Origin of the sequence: Subsaxibacter sp. CAU 1640 (assembly GCF_023156585.1) — a bacterium.
GTDB lineage: Bacteria > Bacteroidota > Bacteroidia > Flavobacteriales > Flavobacteriaceae > JBPOFM01.
Map to the genome: position 1 here is coordinate 667,313 of NZ_JALNMI010000001.1, position 16,436 is coordinate 683,748.

General features: G+C 36.7%; 17 protein-coding genes. 16 read left to right on the plus strand and 1 reads right to left on the minus strand.

Annotated elements, in window-relative coordinates; all coding sequences use genetic code 11:
* Positions 1-38: 38 nt before the first annotated feature.
* Together M0G43_RS02865 and M0G43_RS02870 are read left to right on the plus strand one after the other, a co-directional pair.
* Positions 39-1,613, plus strand: coding sequence for a LysM peptidoglycan-binding domain-containing protein (locus tag M0G43_RS02865; protein ID WP_248023367.1), 1,575 nt, complete (start codon positions 39-41; stop codon positions 1,611-1,613).
* Positions 1,610-2,593 (plus strand): DUF4837 family protein, encoded by a 984-nt coding sequence (locus M0G43_RS02870; protein ID WP_248023368.1) that lies wholly within the window; start codon positions 1,610-1,612, stop codon positions 2,591-2,593. The genes M0G43_RS02865 and M0G43_RS02870 overlap by 4 nt, the downstream gene beginning before the upstream one ends.
* A gap of 54 nt (positions 2,594-2,647) precedes the next feature.
* Here M0G43_RS02870 and tatA read toward each other — a convergent pair whose 3' ends face one another.
* Entirely contained in the window at positions 2,648-2,839 is a 192-nt protein-coding gene (tatA, locus tag M0G43_RS02875) for a twin-arginine translocase TatA/TatE family subunit (RefSeq protein WP_248023370.1), read from the minus strand.
* Positions 2,840-2,955: 116 nt separating this feature from the next.
* On the opposite strand from tatA, the gene M0G43_RS02880 reads away from it, so the two are divergent.
* From M0G43_RS02880 to cysD, 14 genes are all read left to right on the plus strand, one after another.
* The gene (locus M0G43_RS02880; protein WP_248023372.1) at positions 2,956-3,822 is read left to right on the plus strand and encodes a M23 family metallopeptidase; all 867 of its coding nucleotides are present in this window, start codon (positions 2,956-2,958) and stop codon (positions 3,820-3,822) included.
* On the plus strand, positions 3,822-5,324 hold the full coding sequence (locus M0G43_RS02885; protein ID WP_248023374.1) for a GH3 auxin-responsive promoter family protein: 1,503 nt from the start codon (positions 3,822-3,824) through the stop codon (positions 5,322-5,324). Before M0G43_RS02880 ends, M0G43_RS02885 begins: the two co-directional genes overlap by 1 nt.
* Before the next feature lie 27 nt (positions 5,325-5,351).
* Positions 5,352-7,040: a DUF6909 family protein gene (locus tag M0G43_RS02890; protein ID WP_248023377.1), complete on the plus strand. Its 1,689-nt coding sequence runs from the start codon at positions 5,352-5,354 to the stop codon at positions 7,038-7,040.
* A gap of 9 nt (positions 7,041-7,049) precedes the next feature.
* Complete coding sequence (locus tag M0G43_RS02895) at positions 7,050-8,117, plus strand: hypothetical protein (protein WP_248023378.1); 1,068 nt, start codon at positions 7,050-7,052, stop codon at positions 8,115-8,117.
* Entirely contained in the window at positions 8,110-9,156 is a 1,047-nt protein-coding gene (gene rfbB / locus M0G43_RS02900; RefSeq protein ID WP_248023379.1) for a dTDP-glucose 4,6-dehydratase, read from the plus strand. The genes M0G43_RS02895 and rfbB overlap by 8 nt, the downstream gene beginning before the upstream one ends.
* 3 nt (positions 9,157-9,159) lie before the next feature.
* The gene (gene rfbA / locus M0G43_RS02905) at positions 9,160-10,029 is read left to right on the plus strand and encodes a glucose-1-phosphate thymidylyltransferase RfbA (RefSeq protein WP_248023381.1); all 870 of its coding nucleotides are present in this window, start codon (positions 9,160-9,162) and stop codon (positions 10,027-10,029) included.
* The gene (gene rfbC / locus M0G43_RS02910) at positions 10,026-10,571 is read left to right on the plus strand and encodes a dTDP-4-dehydrorhamnose 3,5-epimerase (protein WP_248023382.1); all 546 of its coding nucleotides are present in this window, start codon (positions 10,026-10,028) and stop codon (positions 10,569-10,571) included. The genes rfbA and rfbC overlap by 4 nt, the downstream gene beginning before the upstream one ends.
* Complete coding sequence (gene rfbD, locus M0G43_RS02915) at positions 10,568-11,434, plus strand: dTDP-4-dehydrorhamnose reductase (RefSeq protein ID WP_248023384.1); 867 nt, start codon at positions 10,568-10,570, stop codon at positions 11,432-11,434. The genes rfbC and rfbD overlap by 4 nt, the downstream gene beginning before the upstream one ends.
* Positions 11,435-11,545: 111 nt before the next feature.
* The gene (gmd, locus tag M0G43_RS02920; RefSeq protein WP_248023386.1) at positions 11,546-12,661 is read left to right on the plus strand and encodes a GDP-mannose 4,6-dehydratase; all 1,116 of its coding nucleotides are present in this window, start codon (positions 11,546-11,548) and stop codon (positions 12,659-12,661) included.
* 3 nt (positions 12,662-12,664) lie between these two features.
* Positions 12,665-13,720: a GDP-L-fucose synthase family protein gene (locus M0G43_RS02925; protein WP_248023389.1), complete on the plus strand. Its 1,056-nt coding sequence runs from the start codon at positions 12,665-12,667 to the stop codon at positions 13,718-13,720.
* Complete coding sequence (gene cysQ / locus M0G43_RS02930; protein ID WP_248023798.1) at positions 13,713-14,507, plus strand: 3'(2'),5'-bisphosphate nucleotidase CysQ; 795 nt, start codon at positions 13,713-13,715, stop codon at positions 14,505-14,507. The genes M0G43_RS02925 and cysQ overlap by 8 nt, the downstream gene beginning before the upstream one ends.
* A complete protein-coding gene (locus M0G43_RS02935) occupies positions 14,507-14,926 on the plus strand; it encodes a DUF2061 domain-containing protein (protein ID WP_248023390.1) in 420 nt (139 codons plus the stop codon). Before cysQ ends, M0G43_RS02935 begins: the two co-directional genes overlap by 1 nt.
* Entirely contained in the window at positions 14,923-15,522 is a 600-nt protein-coding gene (gene cysC / locus M0G43_RS02940) for an adenylyl-sulfate kinase (protein ID WP_248023392.1), read from the plus strand. The genes M0G43_RS02935 and cysC overlap by 4 nt, the downstream gene beginning before the upstream one ends.
* Positions 15,515-16,420: a sulfate adenylyltransferase subunit CysD gene (cysD, locus tag M0G43_RS02945; RefSeq protein ID WP_248023394.1), complete on the plus strand. Its 906-nt coding sequence runs from the start codon at positions 15,515-15,517 to the stop codon at positions 16,418-16,420. Before cysC ends, cysD begins: the two co-directional genes overlap by 8 nt.
* The last annotated feature ends 16 nt before the right edge of the window (positions 16,421-16,436 follow it).

Genomic DNA, 16,436 nt, shown 5'->3' on the forward strand with positions numbered 1-16,436 from the left:
CCAATCGTATCGTTAAGATATTTTTATAAACCTAGCTGATGAACCCAAGACATTTGATAATATCTTTTGCTTTACTATTTTGCATTGGTCCCTGCTTTTCCCAAACAGTGCAGCCTGAAAAACAGGTTAAAAGTAAAACAAATCAGACCAAAATTGATTCAATCATTGATGGCAGCATAGCTGTTAAAGCCATTGAGCCGAATGCGGATTCTTTGTCTTTAAAGAAGCTAGAAGACCATCAAGTAGCTTCTGCTTATGATGAAAAATGGTTAGAAGAACTATACAGCAATACCTTGTTCGATACCATCTATGAGTCGATTACTGATATCAAATTTGAGGAAATCGACCTTCCGGAGCTGTCAACGGATACGTTAAAGGCTAGGCTTCATAAGTTGAGTGCCAAAACACCTTTCAATATTGAGTACAATCCTGGTCTGGAAAGCGTAATCAAATCGTATTTGAAAAACAGAAAATCTACATTGCAACGCCTTATGGCACTGAGCGAGTACTACTTTCCTCTATTTGAAAAGGAATTGGACAACATGGATGTTCCTTTGGAAGTAAAGTATTTAGCCATTGTAGAATCTGCTTTGAAGCCAAGGGCAAAATCTCGCGTTGGAGCGACAGGTTTATGGCAATTTATGTATCCAACAGGTAAAATGTACGGACTCAACGTCACTAGTTATGTTGACGAACGAAGCGACCCTATAAAATCTACCATTGCGGCCAGTAAATATTTAGCAAAATTATATGAAATTTTTGGTGATTGGGATTTGGCATTAGCAGCCTATAATTCCGGGCCAGGAAATGTAAGCAAAGCAATACGTCGTTCTGGTGGTTATCAAAATTATTGGAATTTACGACCGCATTTGCCACGTGAAACGGCAGGTTATTTACCAGCATTTTTGGCCACGATGTACATTTTTGAGTATGCAGAGCAACACGGTTTCAAAAAAGCCTCATCTGGCTATCGTTATATGGAAACTGATACGATTCATGTCAAGCAAACCATAAGTTTAGACCAAGTCGCAGAATTGATGGATTTACCTATCGAAGAACTACAGTTTTTAAACCCATCCTATAAGCTGGATATCATACCATTTGTGGAGGGAGAGGAGCACACATTAAGGCTTCCTAGACATGCCATCGGCAAATTTGTGGCTAATGAAAACGAAATTTATGCTCATGTTCAGGCAGAATTGGACAAACGAGAAAAACCAATGCCACAGCTTTTTGAGGAGGAAACCAGAACAACTTATAAAGTAAGATCGGGTGATTATTTAGGCAAAATTGCCAGAAAATATGGAGTGAGGGTTAGTGATATAAAGAAATGGAATGGTTTGCGAATTAATAATTTAAACGTTGGTCAAAGATTAAAGATTTATTCCAAGAGCAACACATCCGCAAGCAATAGCACCCAAAAAGAAGCGAGCTCAACCGTGCCAACCGCAGTCGCATCAACAAATGTAAAAACATATAAAGTAAGACAAGGCGACTCTCTTTGGAGCATTTCACAAAAATTTTCAGGAGTTTCTGTTGATGATATCAAAAAATGGAACGATATTAGTGGTACTAACCTAAAAGTAGGAACCACTTTAAAAATATCTAAATGAAACCTTTATTGAAAATCGCTGCAATCCTCGTTATACTTTTAAGCTTCAGTTGCAACGATAAGTCTTCAAACCAACGATTAGTTCCTTCATCTTCAGGGAGAATCAATAATCTGTTAGTTGTAGTTGATAATTTACTTTGGGAAGAAAATATAGGCGAAACTGTTAGGGAAATTTTTGCCGCACCTGTTCCAGCACTTAATCAAGAAGAGCCATTATTTTCCATAAGCCAAATGCCTACGCAGGTATTTTCCGGTTTTGCCACAAAAAACCGCATCGTTTTAAAAATTGAAAAAGGAAAAACCGCTGGCACCTCAATAGCTGAAGATGCTTATGCTAGACCGCAGACTTTGATAATTGTCAGGGGAAAAACGAATCAAGAAATCATTGATCAATTAAAGGCAAATTCTGATAGAATAATCCAAGCTTTCAAAGACGAAGAAATCAAAGAAAATCAACGACGCATCAAACTATCATTGTTTGACACCAAACCCATTCAAGAGCAATTGGGAATTGATATTAAGTTCCCAACAGCATACAGAATTGCGACACATGATGGCGATTTTTTCTGGATAAGAAAGGATATCAATACAGGAAACATGGATTTTATGATATATGAGGTGCCTCTTGATAGAATCCGTAAAAGTGATAGTACAACTGTAGGAGACATTATCAGAATGAGAGATTCTATAGGAAAAGCACATATTCAGAACTCTACAGAAGGTGCTTATATGATCACTGAAGAAGCTTATGCACCTTATGTTTTTGACACTACAATTGATGGAAGGCCAACTATTGAAACCAAAGGCATTTGGGATATGAAAAATGCATTTATGTCAGGACCTTTTATCAATTATGCCATCGAGGATAAAGCAAACAATCGATATTTGGTGGTTGAAGGCTATGTTTTTGCACCATCAGTTGAAAAAAGGGATCATGTTTTTGAACTCGAGGCGATATTGAGGTCGGTAAAATTCAAATAATAAAAAAGCCAACTGTTAAAGTTGGCTTTTATTTTTGAGAAGGTTTATAACACCTTATTCTTTTTTATCCGAAGTTGTTTTTTTCTCTGTATCATCTTTGCTGGCATCTTTAAACTCTTTGATGCCGCTTCCAAGTCCTCTCATCAATTCAGGAATTTTCTTTCCGCCGAAAAGTAATAGAACCAAAACCACCACAATAACTACTTGCCAAGGGCCGATCGCTAAAAATATACTTGCTGATATCATAACATTTTATTTTGAAGAACAAAGTTAGTAATTAAACTTCAATTTATGCGTTAAAAACAAACTTTAGAACATTACTCAAAACATCCTGAACGATTTTTGACTAATTTTGTTATCAAATGGCACAAAAAAAGAAAGAAAAAAAATTCGCAAAAAAGCTACTTCATAAATACCGCTTGGTAGTTTTGAATGAAGACACCTTTGAAGAGCGTTTTGCAATTAAACTCACGAGGCTAAACGTTTTCGTCATAGTGATGCTGTCAGCCATTATTCTGATTGCAGGCACAACATTTTTGATAGCATTTACATCCTTAAGAGAATTCATCCCAGGATATTCTTCTGCCAAATTGAAAAAACAGGCCACAGAACTCAACTATAAAACTGATTCGCTACAGCAAGTCATCGCGTTAAATGAAAAATATTACGCATCTATAAGAAGAGTTTTGACGGGTGACGTTAAAACAGTAGAATTTAACAGAGACTCGATCATTGATGCTGCAGGGAAAGATATGGCTGCGCTTAAAGTTGCTGCATCCAAAGAAGATTCCTTGCTACGTGAAAAGGTGGATAAAGAAGACAAATACAACCTTTTCGAAAGCAGTGTCTCTGGTTCTAATTTTGTACTCTTCCCACCTGTAAACGGAACCATTTCCGAAGGATATGATTTAAAAACAAAGCATTATGCAGTCGATATTGTGGTGGCCAAAGATACTCCTGTAAAAGCTACCGCTGATGGAACCGTTATTTTTGCTGAATGGACAGCAGAAACCGGTTATGTGGTGATTATAGAGCATAGCCAAGAGCTGATTTCCGCTTATAAACACAACGCATCGTTGACAAAACAGCAAGGTGATTTGGTCAAAGCTGGAGAGGTCATAGCCATGGCCGGAAACTCTGGCGAATATTCCACTGGACCGCATTTGCATTTTGAATTGTGGAGCAAAGGTTATCCAATCAATCCAACCAATTTTATCGACTTTAAATAATGATTTCATTAAAATCTGCTTTAGCCAAACCTTTTGCTTCAAGAGTAAAAAAGTCGATTTTAAAATGGGCTAATGCACCAGTCGAGACACAGGAAAAAGTTTTTCAAAATCTCATTGCTACTGCTGCAAGCACACAATTCGGCAACGACCACGATTTTATAAATATCAAAACGCATTCAGATTTTGTTAAAAGAGTACCTATTCGCGATTATGAAGATCTAAAGCCTTATGTCGAAAGAGTTGTGGCAGGAGAAGAGAATGTTTTATGGAAAGGCAAGCCAATTTATTTCGCAAAAACATCAGGAACAACTTCAGGGTCAAAATACATTCCCATTACCAAAGAAAGTATGCCAACGCACGTTGAGGCAGCCCGTAATGCCATATTGATGTACATAGCAGAAACTGGAAACAGTAAATTTGTAGATGGTAAGATGATTTTTTTGCAAGGCAGTCCAATTTTAGAGGAGAAAAATGATATTCAATTAGGGAGGCTTTCAGGAATTGTTGCGCATTATGTCCCAAAATATCTTCAAAAAAATAGAATGCCCTCTTGGGAAACTAACTGTATCGAAGATTGGGAAACAAAGATAGATGCCATTGTCAAAGAAACTTTGCCAGAAAATATGACAGTGATTTCTGGAATTCCATCTTGGGTTCAAATGTATTTTGAGAAAATAAACAAAGTAACAGGCAAGAAGGTTGGAGAAGTTTTCAAGAACTTCAACCTGTTCATTTTTGGAGGTGTCAACTATGAACCATACCGAGCGAAATTTGAAAACCTAATCGGCAGAAAGGTAGATAGCATCGAATTATATCCTGCCAGTGAAGGTTTCTTTGCATTTCAAGACAAGCAAGGAGAAAGAGGAATGCTGTTACAGCTAAACTCCGGAATCTTTTACGAATTTGTCAGAGCAGATGAGTTTTTTGACGAAAATCCAAAACGTATCACTATAAAAGATGTAGAAACAGGCGTCAACTATGTCATGATTATTTCATCTAATGCTGGTCTTTGGGCATATAATATTGGCGACACGGTTCAGTTTACATCAACAAAACCTTTTAGATTAATTGTTTCAGGACGAATAAAGCATTTTATTTCGGCATTTGGAGAGCATGTGATTGGCAAGGAGGTTGAGCAAGCGTTAAAGGATGCTCTTGAGGGCACCTCTATACAGGTTTCAGAATTTACGGTAGCACCACAAATCAATCCTTCAGAGGGCTTGCCATACCACGAATGGCTGATTGAATTCGAAAATGAACCGAAAAACCTTCAAGAAATCATATATAAGATTGAAGACTCTCTTCAGAAGCAAAACTCTTATTACTTTGATTTGATTGAAGGTAATGTCTTGCGACCTTTGAAAATAACCCAAATTAAGAAGAATGGTTTTCAAGACTATATGAAATCAATTGGGAAATTAGGAGGTCAGAACAAAATACCAAGATTGTCAAATGATAGAAAAATAGCCGAGGCATTGACGGAACTAAATTTAACTAAATAATACTATATTTGCAGGCTAAAGAACACTATGAGCAGTAAAAAAAACCATGCCAGAACGAGAGCTCAAGAAAGCTCAAATGCTATTGAAAGAATGTACATTACCATGCGTCATTTGTTCAATAGGGGTTTCTACAAACCTATGGGAATTTCTGGCGAAACACTTCGAGAGGCTTTGTTGCTATTGCGCCCAGAAATCTATGGTTCCATAGGAGAGGAAAAAGCCGAATTAGATGGTTTGCTCTACGTAATCGACAGATTACCATATGGTATCGAAGAATGTACGTTTATCAATCTCACGAGTGATGAAGGCTACAGCAATTCACATTTTAAAGCTATCATTCCCCCAAAAAGACGACGAAACTGTTTTCGTATTGACGAAGAACAGATGAATATTGAAATTACACGAGGCCGTTCAGAAATTTATGATATTCTTACGCATTTGACTTTCATGTTTGTTGAATCCCATAAAATTAGTAAACGGGTTTTGATCGACGAGCAAGGTACAACTACGAGAGATTGGATAAAGCTTGAGAGAGCAGTGATGTCGAAGAAAGAATTATCGCAGACCGAAAGAGAAGTAGCGATTACCCATACTGCCAATATTTTGGGCAGAACATTCAATGAACTCACTCAAGTTTACGAGTCTTTCTCTCTGCCTAATAAACCAGACCGCTTTCTGCATTTAGTATATTGGTTAGGTAAATTGGCCATTGAAGAAGTTGTCAACAACAATAAAAGAACCGTGACCTTTAGCCCTGTTTTGAGGGAGCGTTTGGGGCATCATATTCATGGTGAAATATGGGCAGACACTATTAAAGAAACACTATTAAAAAATGGTTTAATAGAGCGTCCGATTCATATCATAAGCGCTAATATGCATAGTGTTATGAATTCATTTTTTGCGCCACACGCCCTGAAGACGTTTGCTGCAAAAAAATCAATTTTTGAGGTTTATGAAGCGCTTAGTCAAAAAGGCAATCAAGACTTGCGCAATAAAGTGACGAAAGAAGCGTTGCAAAGAGGAATGATATATATTCCTGATGCATCAGGAACATATATTGACGTTCAAATTTTTGATACAGCAAAGATTGATTTCTCGAAAACAGATATTGAAGTGTCAAAAAAAGCCAAAGACTATGATAAGCCCGTGATTTTTGTGATGGACTATGCTTTTGGAGAGCAGGCTTATGAAACCATGGACGAATTGTTAAAACCAATCAAGGTGAATGGCAAAAAATTACACCTGAATGTAGAATCAGTTTCCATAATGGGGAAAGCAGGTATTCTCGAAGGCGGCAAAGGAGATATTATGATTCCATCTGCACATATTTTTGAGGGTACAGCAGACAATTATCCATTTGAAAATGAACTTTCAAAGGCAGATTTAGACAATGAAGGCATACATGTTTGTGAGGGCTCTATGATTACAGTATTGGGTACCTCGCTTCAAAACAAAGAGATTTTGAAATTCTTTTTCAACTCAACATGGAATGTGATTGGATTGGAAATGGAAGGAGCCCACTACCAAAAGGCCATTCAGGCAGCTTCAAAAGTAAGAGGCAGCATTAACCCGAATGTGAAAGTAAGATACGCCTATTATGCCAGTGATAATCCATTGGAAACCGGAAGCACTTTAGCTTCAGGCGGGCTGGGAACTTCAGGTGTAAAACCTACATATTTGATTACTAGAAAAATATTACAACAAATTTTTAATTAAAAGATTGAAATGAGTAAAGATTTACAAAGACAGACAAGATCAGAGGAGGTTGATATTTTGGAAATTTTCAATCTTATAGGAAGAGCTATTAAGTCTTTTTTTGACTTTCTTTTAAGAATATTCAATTTAGTGTTCAAATTCTTAATTCTTCTAGCATTATTTATAAGATCAAATATTAAAATACTTGTTGGAGCAGCTATTTTAGGCTTAATTATTGGGGTAGTCTCGGATTATATCCTGAAGAACAACAGCTACACCTCTGTGATGATTGTTGAACCAAATTTCGGCGTCGCATTTCCTTTAGTTAATAAAATTGAATTGTATTCGGAGTTGGCTCAATCTAAAGATTCAATATCCTTATCATCTGCATTGGGGATATCTGTGTCGGATGCTGCTAAAATTATTGATTTTAAAATAGAGCCTGAAAAAAATGAAAATGAGCAACTAAAATTATTCAATCGCTTTGTCGAAGACGCTGACACGATGATGCTCAAGAATGTCACATTTGACAAATTTAAAGACAACCTGTCTATTTATGACTATACTAGATACTTTATTACGCTTGAGGTTAGAGACAAAATCATTTTTAATAATGCTGAAGATAAAATTTTGGATTTATCCATACCTAGATATCTCAAAGAACTTCAAAAAGCAGATTTAACAAGTTTAGATGTTGAAGAAAGATCAATGAACATCGCTTTGCAAAAAATAGATTCTTTACGCAATGATTATAGAAAGGTGATGATTACCAATATTGATAAAGACGAAAGAAAAGGGGCGAATGCCACTAACATTTATCTTGGAACGGAAAAGGTGCACCCAACTAATGAACTTCAATTATTTGATCTAGAAAAGAGATATATTGATGGTTTGGAAACAATTCGATTAGAAAAAGCTATAAAGGATAATGTTCTGAATGTAGTGGCTGGTTTCGAGCAGGTTGGCATTAAAACTAAAGATAAAAGAAAATACATTATTATTCTTGTAACAGTATCTATTGCATTTTTGGTTCTTATTTTAATAGAGTTAAATAAGTTTTTGACGATTCAGGAAAGGAAGATTAAAAACGATGCTTAAATTATTAATTACTGGTGGCTGCGGATTTATAGGCTCACATGTGGTAAGACTATTTGTTGAGAAATATCCAGATTATCATATTTACAATCTTGACGCACTGACCTATGCGGGGAACCTAGAGAACCTTGTAGATGTAGAAAGCAATTCAAACTATACCTTTATTAAAGGCGATATTATAGATGAGGCTTTTGTAAACAAGCTTTTTGAAGATTACAAGTTTGATAATGTTATCCATTTAGCGGCTGAGTCTCATGTAGATCGATCTATTGAAGACCCGTTGGCATTTGTGAAAACGAATGTTATAGGCACCATGGTTTTGCTAAATGCTTTTAAAAATCTTTGGAAAAACAATTTCAACAACAAGAGATTTTACCATATAAGCACAGATGAGGTATATGGCACTTTAGGCGAAACGGGTCTTTTTACAGAATCCACATCTTACGACCCAAACTCACCCTATTCTGCATCTAAAGCAAGCTCTGATCACTTTGTCAGAGCTTATGGAGAAACGTATGGCCTGCCATACATTATCACAAACTGCTCAAACAATTATGGTCCAAATCAGTTTCCTGAAAAACTGATACCGCTTTTTATAAATAACATTATCAATAACAAACCACTTCCCGTATATGGAGACGGAAACTACACTAGAGATTGGCTTTATGTGGTGGATCATGCTAGAGCCATTGATGTGGCGTTTCATGATGGTGTAAATGGAGAAACCTATAACATTGGAGGTTTCAACGAATGGAAAAACATAGATTTGGTCAAATTGTTGTGTGCACAAATGGATATTGAATTGGGAAGACCTGAAGGCACGTCTGAAAACCTAATTACTTTTGTAAAAGATAGACCCGGACACGATTTGAGATACGCTATTGATGCTTCAAAAATTAAGAATGAACTGGGATGGGAGCCCTCGCTCATCTTTGAAGAAGGCCTGAAAAAAACAATACACTGGTATCTGAATAATGAAGAATGGCTTAATAATGTTACTAGCGGAGAATATCAAAACTATTACCAAAAGCAATATAATTAAAGAATGAAAGGAATTATACTAGCTGGAGGTTCTGGCACTAGACTACACCCATTAACGCTATCTGTAAGTAAACAATTGATGCCTATTTACGACAAGCCGATGATTTACTATCCACTTTCAACTTTGATGTATTCTGGTATTAGAGAGGTCTTGATTATTTCAACCCCAAAGGACTTACCGTTATTTAAGGATCTTTTGGGTGATGGAGAAAAATACGGTTGTAAATTCGAATATGCGATTCAAGAAGAACCGAATGGTTTAGCTGAAGCCTTCATAATTGGAGCTGAATTTATTGACAATGATAAAGTGGCTCTAATATTAGGCGACAATATTTTCTATGGATCGGGTTTGTCGAAACTCTTGCAGGACAACAATGATCCAGAAGGAGGTATTATCTACGCTTATCGCGTTCATGATCCAGAACGTTATGGTGTTGTTGAGTTTGATAAAAACGGACAGGCAGTTTCAATTGAAGAAAAACCCAGTGATCCAAAATCTAATTTTGCGGTTCCAGGGATTTATTTCTATGACAATAGCGTTGTTGAGATCGCCAAAAGCATCAAGCCAAGCCATAGAGGTGAGCTCGAAATAACGGATGTCAACAAAGAATACCTAAAGCAAGGAAAATTAAATGTCAGCATTTTAGACAGGGGTACAGCTTGGCTTGACACCGGAACGTTTCAATCTTTAATGCAGGCTTCACAATTTGTGGAGGTGATTGAAGAACGCCAAGGACTAAAAATAGGCTCTATTGAAGGTGCGGCTTATGAGATGGGATACATTACAGAAGAACAATTCAAGGCACTTGCCGCGTCACTGATGAAAAGCGGTTACGGAAAGAACCTATTGGGTTTATTGAATAATAAGGAATGATTGCTACCGAAACAAATCTACAAGGCTGTTTTGTTTTAGAACCAAGGGTTTTTGATGACCAAAGAGGCTATTTTTTTGAAAGCTTCAATCAAAAAACATTTAATGAGTTAATCGGACAAAACATATCTTTTGTACAAGACAACGAGTCCTCTTCAACCAAAGGAGTCTTACGCGGGTTGCATTTTCAAAAGGGAGAGCATGCCCAAGCTAAATTAGTTCGAGTTATAAAAGGAAAAGTATTGGATGTTGTTGTTGATTTAAGAAAAGATTCGAAAACTTATGGACAGCAATTCTCTTTAGAGCTTTCCGAAGCTAATAAAAAGCAGTTATTTGTACCAAAAGGATTTGCCCACGGTTTCATAGTATTAAGCGATTCAGCAATTTTTTCATATAAGTGCGATAATTATTACAACAAAGAATCTGAAGGAGGCATTATTTACAATGATAAAACGTTAAATATTGACTGGCAGCTTCCAGAAGAAAGCTATATCATTTCTTCGAAAGATTTGGAACTACCACCATTTGAAAATTTAATAATATGAAAACCAAAATATTGGTTACTGGTGCAAATGGTCAACTGGGTAAGACCATAAGCGATTTATATCTACATAACGAGGATGATTTGGAGTTTGTTTTTGTCTCGAAGAAGGAATTAGACATTTCTGATAAAGCCAAGTTAACTACTTATTTTGAGAAGAATTCTTTTGATTATTGCATCAATTGCGCAGCCTACACCAACGTGGAGCAAGCCGAAGAATCTATTGAGGATGCTTTTAAAGTTAATGCCGAAGCCGTTGGACATTTAGCCGAAAGCTGCAGCAATTCAAATACAATACTTATTCATATTTCTACCGATTATGTTTTTGACGGAAAGAAGCGAACACCATATTCAGAAACGGACGAGACAAGCCCTATAAATCAATATGGTCACTCCAAACTGGAAGGTGAAAAGTTGATTGCGAAACATTTTTCCGAGTATTTTATAATCAGAACATCTTGGCTTTATTCCAAACACCCGAAGAATTTCGTTACAACCATCGTTTCGAAAATTAAAGAAAATAGAGATTTAACTATAACCACTTCTCAAGAAGGAACTCCTACTAGCTGTGTTGAGTTGGCAAAATTCATTCATCACTTAATTGTCAGTCAAAACAAGCAATTCGGGATTTACCATTTTAGCGCCAAAGGTCAAGCATCTTGGTTTGATTTTGCTTTGGTCATTACTGAAAACTTTCAAGCTTACGACAGAAGCAAAGTTAAACCTGTTGACTCATTCAAATCTAAAGCAGAACGGCCAGAGTATAGTGTCATGAACAATAATAAAACTCAAAAGATTTACCATCATCAAAATGATTGGAAAGCCGATGTAGCTGAAGTTGTTAAGACTATTTTATCAAACAACTGATTTATCACTGCATATCATTTTAATTCCCCTCTCAAAACACTACATTTGCCATTCTGAAATTTACAGAGTTTTTTATTTTTAGCCTTTATAAGACAATATATTAATCATTATATGCAAAAAGTAGCGTTAATAACTGGAATAACAGGACAGGACGGAGCTTATTTAAGCGAGTTTTTACTAAAAAAAGGTTACATAGTTCACGGGGTTAAAAGGAGATCTTCCTTATTTAATACCGACAGAATTGATCATCTATATCAAGACCCCCATGAAGAGAATAGGAATTTCGTACTTCATTATGGCGATTTGACTGACAGTACCAATCTTATTAGAATCATCCAAGAGATACAACCTGATGAGATTTATAATCTAGCGGCCATGAGCCACGTGCACGTATCATTTGAAATACCTGAATATACGGCCAATGTAGATGGAATAGGCACCTTGCGCCTTCTCGAGGCTATCAGAATGCTGGGATTAGAGAAGAAAACAAGAATTTACCAAGCATCGACTTCTGAACTTTATGGAAAAGTGCAAGAAGTGCCCCAAACGGAAAAAACGCCTTTTTATCCAAGAAGCCCTTATGCTGTGGCAAAAATGTACGCCTTTTGGATAACAGTAAATTACCGTGAGGCTTATAACATTTACGCCTGCAACGGAATTCTGTTTAATCACGAATCACCTATCAGAGGAGAAACTTTCGTAACTAGAAAGATCACAAGGGCAACCTCAAAAATCGCACTCGGCCTTCAGGATAAAGTATACCTTGGCAATTTAGATGCACAGCGTGATTGGGGGCACGCCAAAGATTATGTGAGAATGATGTGGATGATTCTTCAGGCAGAACAACCTGAAGATTGGGTGATTGCTACGGGAAAAACAACACGAGTAAGGGATTTTGTAAGAATGTCTTTTGCCCACGTCGGGATTGAACTGGAGTTTAAAGGCTCTGGTGTTGATGAAAAAGCATATGTGAAGTCCTGTAACAATCCAGAATATCAATTACCAATTGGAAAAGAAGTGGTTGCCGTAGACAAGGCATACCATAGACCGACAGAAGTCGATTTGTTGATTGGTGATGCTACGAAGGCGAAAGAAAAATTGGGTTGGATTCCTGAATATGATTTGGATGCCTTGGTTGATGATATGATGGCAAGCGACCTGAAACTGATGAAAAAGCAACAGTTTCTCAAGGAGAATGGATATACTATTAAAAACTACTTTGAATAATTGATGGACAAACACTCAAAAATTTATGTTGCTGGTCATCGAGGGTTAGTTGGTAGTGCTTTGATTGAAAACCTTCAAGAGAAAGGGTACAAAAACATAGTTACTCGTACTCACAAGGAGCTTGATCTTGCTAATACTGTTGAGGTTGCAAAGTTTTTCGTAACCGAAAAGCCTGAATATGTATTTCTCGCGGCGGCAAAGGTTGGTGGAATTGTTGCCAACAACACCTATAGAGCAGATTTCATTTATGAAAACCTAATGATACAAAACAACGTCATTCATCAAAGCTATTTAAATGGGGTCAAAAAATTACTTTTTTTAGGGAGCACCTGCATTTATCCAAAGAATGCGCCGCAGCCTATGAAAGAGGAGTATCTACTTACGGATACTTTAGAATACACGAATGAACCTTATGCCATTGCTAAAATAGCTGGAATCAAAACGTGTGAAAGCTACAACTTGCAGTATGGCACTAACTTTATTTCGGTAATGCCTACGAATCTGTATGGTCCAAATGATAACTTCGATTTGGAAAAATCACATGTGCTTCCTGCATTGATACGTAAAATTCATCTTGCGAAACTATTAAATGAGTCCAGATATGATGAGGTGTTAAAGAATACAGGTTTTGAAACCATTGACGATGCCAGAACATACTTGTCAAAATTCGGAGTTTCTGAAAACAGTGTTGAGATTTGGGGAACCGGAAATCCTCGTCGAGAGTTTCTTTGGTCCAAAGACATGGCAGATGCATGTGTGTTCATTATGGAGAACAGAGACTTTCAAGACACTATTTCTGACAACTCCAATGAAGTTAGAAACACTCACATCAACATTGGTACAGGTCAAGAGGTGTCTATCAAAGATTTAGCCAATAAAATTAAAGACTTAATTGGGTTTAAGGGAGAATTGGTTTTCAATACTGATAAACCAGATGGCACTTTAAGAAAACTCACAGATGTTTCAAAACTGAACAACCTTGGTTGGAAACATTCGGTTTCGTTGGATGAAGGTATAGAAAAAATATATAAATGGTACACGACTAATAATGATGAATGAAAATTTAAAAATAGCGATAAAAGCATCTTTAGAAGCAGGAGAAGCAATAATGAAAGTTTATGACACTGCTTTTGATGTAGAAATTAAAGATGACAAATCGCCTTTGACTGAAGCTGATAAACGTGCTAATGACATCATCAATTCTCACCTAAAGCCTACGAATATTCCCATTATTAGTGAAGAGAACAAACAGACTTATTATTCCGTAAGAAAAAATTGGGATACTTGCTGGGTGGTAGACCCTGTTGATGGTACCAAAGAATTCATCAAGCGGAATGGTGAGTTTACAGTTAATATAGCCTTAGTGTCAAACCAAAAACCAATTTTGGGAGTCATTTATGTTCCAGCCACAAAAGTTCTTTATTTGGCAGATGTAAGCTTACAACAAGCTTATAAGGTAGAGCTGACATCTCACGATACTGATTATGACATAATAATTGAAAAAGCACAACAATTAACCAACGAACCTGTTAACCAAAAGCTGATTCGTGTTGTTGGGAGCCGTTCTCATATGAGTCAGGAAACTTTGGATTTTATGGAAGGTCTTAAAAATGGAGGAAGTGAGGTTGAAATCGTTTCAAAAGGAAGCTCTTTAAAATTTTGTTTGGTAGCCGAAGGAAAAGCGGATGTTTATCCACGTTTTGCTCCAACTATGGAGTGGGATACAGCGGCTGGGCAGGCTATCTGCAACGCCATAGGTATCGAGGTTATTTCAAAAGAAACTGACAAACCATTGTTATATAATAAGGAAAATCTGTTAAACCCCTGGTTTTTAGTATCAAAATAATGCAAGACAATTCCAGAAAGCGACATATAGCAAAAGCCATTACATGGCGATTGGTTGGTACAATTGATACCATTGTGTTGTCTTGGGTAATTTCAGGAAATCCATTTACTGGATTGAAGATAGGCTTGGCTGAAGTCACAACTAAAATGTTGTTATATTATTTTCATGAGAGGGTTTGGTTTCGAATTTATTTTCAGAACAGCAACAAAAGACACCTACTTAAAACCTTTACTTGGCGTTTTGTTGGTACTATTGATACTATGGTTTTAGCTTGGGTTATAACAGGAAATCCATTAACCGGATTTAAAATAGGAGCGGCTGAAGTCTTTACGAAAATGCTTTTATATTTCTTGCATGAAAAAGTTTGGCACAAATCAAGCTATGGATTGGAAAAACATGATACTCAATTAGAAAAATGAAGAATATTTTTGATCAAGAATATCAAATAACCAAAGAAAAAAGGCAAAAATCCAACGGGCACAACTCCTTTTTGCTTTGGTTCACAGGCCTTTCTGGTTCAGGAAAATCTACTATTGCAAATAAGGTTGAACAAAAACTTTTTAATCAAGGTATAAAAACCTATACTTTGGATGGAGACAATATCAGGAAAGGGCTAAACAATGATTTGAGCTTTTCGCCTGAAGATAGGGCCGAAAACATTAGACGAATTGCAGAAACAGCCAGCTTAATGATTGACGGTGGATTGGTGGTTCTTGCGGCTTTTGTTTCACCTTACAAAAAAGATAGAGAGAACATTAAGAATATCGTCAAAGATGTTAATTTTGTTGAGATTTACGTAAATACGAGTGTGGAAGAATGTGAGAGAAGAGATGTCAAAGGGCTCTACAAAAAGGCTAGAGCAGGAGAGATAAAAAATATGACAGGAATTTCAGCGCCTTATGAAGCACCAGATAATCCTGATATCGAAATTTTAACAGAACAAGAATCAGTCGATGAGGCTGTGATGAAAATAGTGGATTTTATACAACCCAAATTAAAACTGAAAAATGAGTAAATATTATCTTAATTATTTAGATGAATTAGAGAGCGAAGCAATTTTTGTTTTGAGAGAAGTGTGTGCGCAGTTTCAAAACCCAGTAATACTTTTTTCTGGAGGAAAGGATTCAATTGTTGTGACGCATTTAGCCAGAAAGGCATTTCATCCTGCAAAAATTCCGTTTTCGCTAATGCATGTAGACACTGGTCACAATTTCCCCGAAACTATAAAATTTAGGGACGATTTAATCAGTGATTTGGGCTTAAATCTTATTGTAGGTTCCGTACAGGAATCAATTGATAATGGACGCGTAGCTGAAGAAAAAGGTAAAAGTGCCACCCGAAATGCTTTACAGACCACGACTCTTTTAGATGCAATTGAAAATCATAAAGTAGATTGTGCAATTGGTGGAGGAAGACGTGATGAAGAAAAAGCGAGAGCCAAAGAACGTTTCTTTTCTCATCGTGATGATTTTGGACAGTGGGATCCTAAAAACCAGCGTCCAGAGCTTTGGAACCTTTTTAATGGTAAACATTTCGAAGGTGAGCATTTTAGAGTGTTTCCAATTAGTAATTGGACAGAAATGGATGTCTGGAACTATATAGAAAAAGAAAATTTAAGAATTCCTTCGTTGTATTTTGCGCATGAGAGAGAAGTGGTTTGGAGAAATGATTCTTGGATACCATGCTCCGAATTCTTGACACTTGAAGCCAACGAAAAAACCGAGACCAAGAAGATCAGGTTTAGAACATTGGGAGACATCACAATTACAGGAGGTATCGAATCGGATGCAGACACACTTAAAAAGATTGTAGAAGAAGTTTCCACAATGCGTCAAACAGAACGTGGCAATAGAAGCGATGACAAACGTTCGGAGACAGCAATGGAAGACCGCAAACGTCAAGGATACTTTTAAACCATTTAAATCAAAG

Excerpts from the sequence above, each read along its gene's own strand:
- M0G43_RS02865 (WP_248023367.1), top strand. The coding sequence starts at position 39 with ATGAACCCAAGACATTTGATAATATCTTTTGCTTTACTATTTTGCATT.
- M0G43_RS02870 (WP_248023368.1), top strand. The coding sequence starts at position 1,610 with ATGAAACCTTTATTGAAAATCGCTGCAATCCTCGTTATACTTTTAAGC.
- tatA (WP_248023370.1), bottom strand. The coding sequence starts at position 2,839 with ATGATATCAGCAAGTATATTTTTAGCGATCGGCCCTTGGCAAGTAGTT.
- M0G43_RS02880 (WP_248023372.1), top strand. The coding sequence starts at position 2,956 with ATGGCACAAAAAAAGAAAGAAAAAAAATTCGCAAAAAAGCTACTTCAT.
- M0G43_RS02885 (WP_248023374.1), top strand. The coding sequence starts at position 3,822 with ATGATTTCATTAAAATCTGCTTTAGCCAAACCTTTTGCTTCAAGAGTA.
- M0G43_RS02890 (WP_248023377.1), top strand. The coding sequence starts at position 5,352 with ATGAGCAGTAAAAAAAACCATGCCAGAACGAGAGCTCAAGAAAGCTCA.
- M0G43_RS02895 (WP_248023378.1), top strand. The coding sequence starts at position 7,050 with ATGAGTAAAGATTTACAAAGACAGACAAGATCAGAGGAGGTTGATATT.
- rfbB (WP_248023379.1), top strand. The coding sequence starts at position 8,110 with ATGCTTAAATTATTAATTACTGGTGGCTGCGGATTTATAGGCTCACAT.
- rfbA (WP_248023381.1), top strand. The coding sequence starts at position 9,160 with ATGAAAGGAATTATACTAGCTGGAGGTTCTGGCACTAGACTACACCCA.
- rfbC (WP_248023382.1), top strand. The coding sequence starts at position 10,026 with ATGATTGCTACCGAAACAAATCTACAAGGCTGTTTTGTTTTAGAACCA.
- rfbD (WP_248023384.1), top strand. The coding sequence starts at position 10,568 with ATGAAAACCAAAATATTGGTTACTGGTGCAAATGGTCAACTGGGTAAG.
- gmd (WP_248023386.1), top strand. The coding sequence starts at position 11,546 with ATGCAAAAAGTAGCGTTAATAACTGGAATAACAGGACAGGACGGAGCT.
- M0G43_RS02925 (WP_248023389.1), top strand. The coding sequence starts at position 12,665 with ATGGACAAACACTCAAAAATTTATGTTGCTGGTCATCGAGGGTTAGTT.
- cysQ (WP_248023798.1), top strand. The coding sequence starts at position 13,713 with ATGAATGAAAATTTAAAAATAGCGATAAAAGCATCTTTAGAAGCAGGA.
- M0G43_RS02935 (WP_248023390.1), top strand. The coding sequence starts at position 14,507 with ATGCAAGACAATTCCAGAAAGCGACATATAGCAAAAGCCATTACATGG.
- cysC (WP_248023392.1), top strand. The coding sequence starts at position 14,923 with ATGAAGAATATTTTTGATCAAGAATATCAAATAACCAAAGAAAAAAGG.
- cysD (WP_248023394.1), top strand. The coding sequence starts at position 15,515 with ATGAGTAAATATTATCTTAATTATTTAGATGAATTAGAGAGCGAAGCA.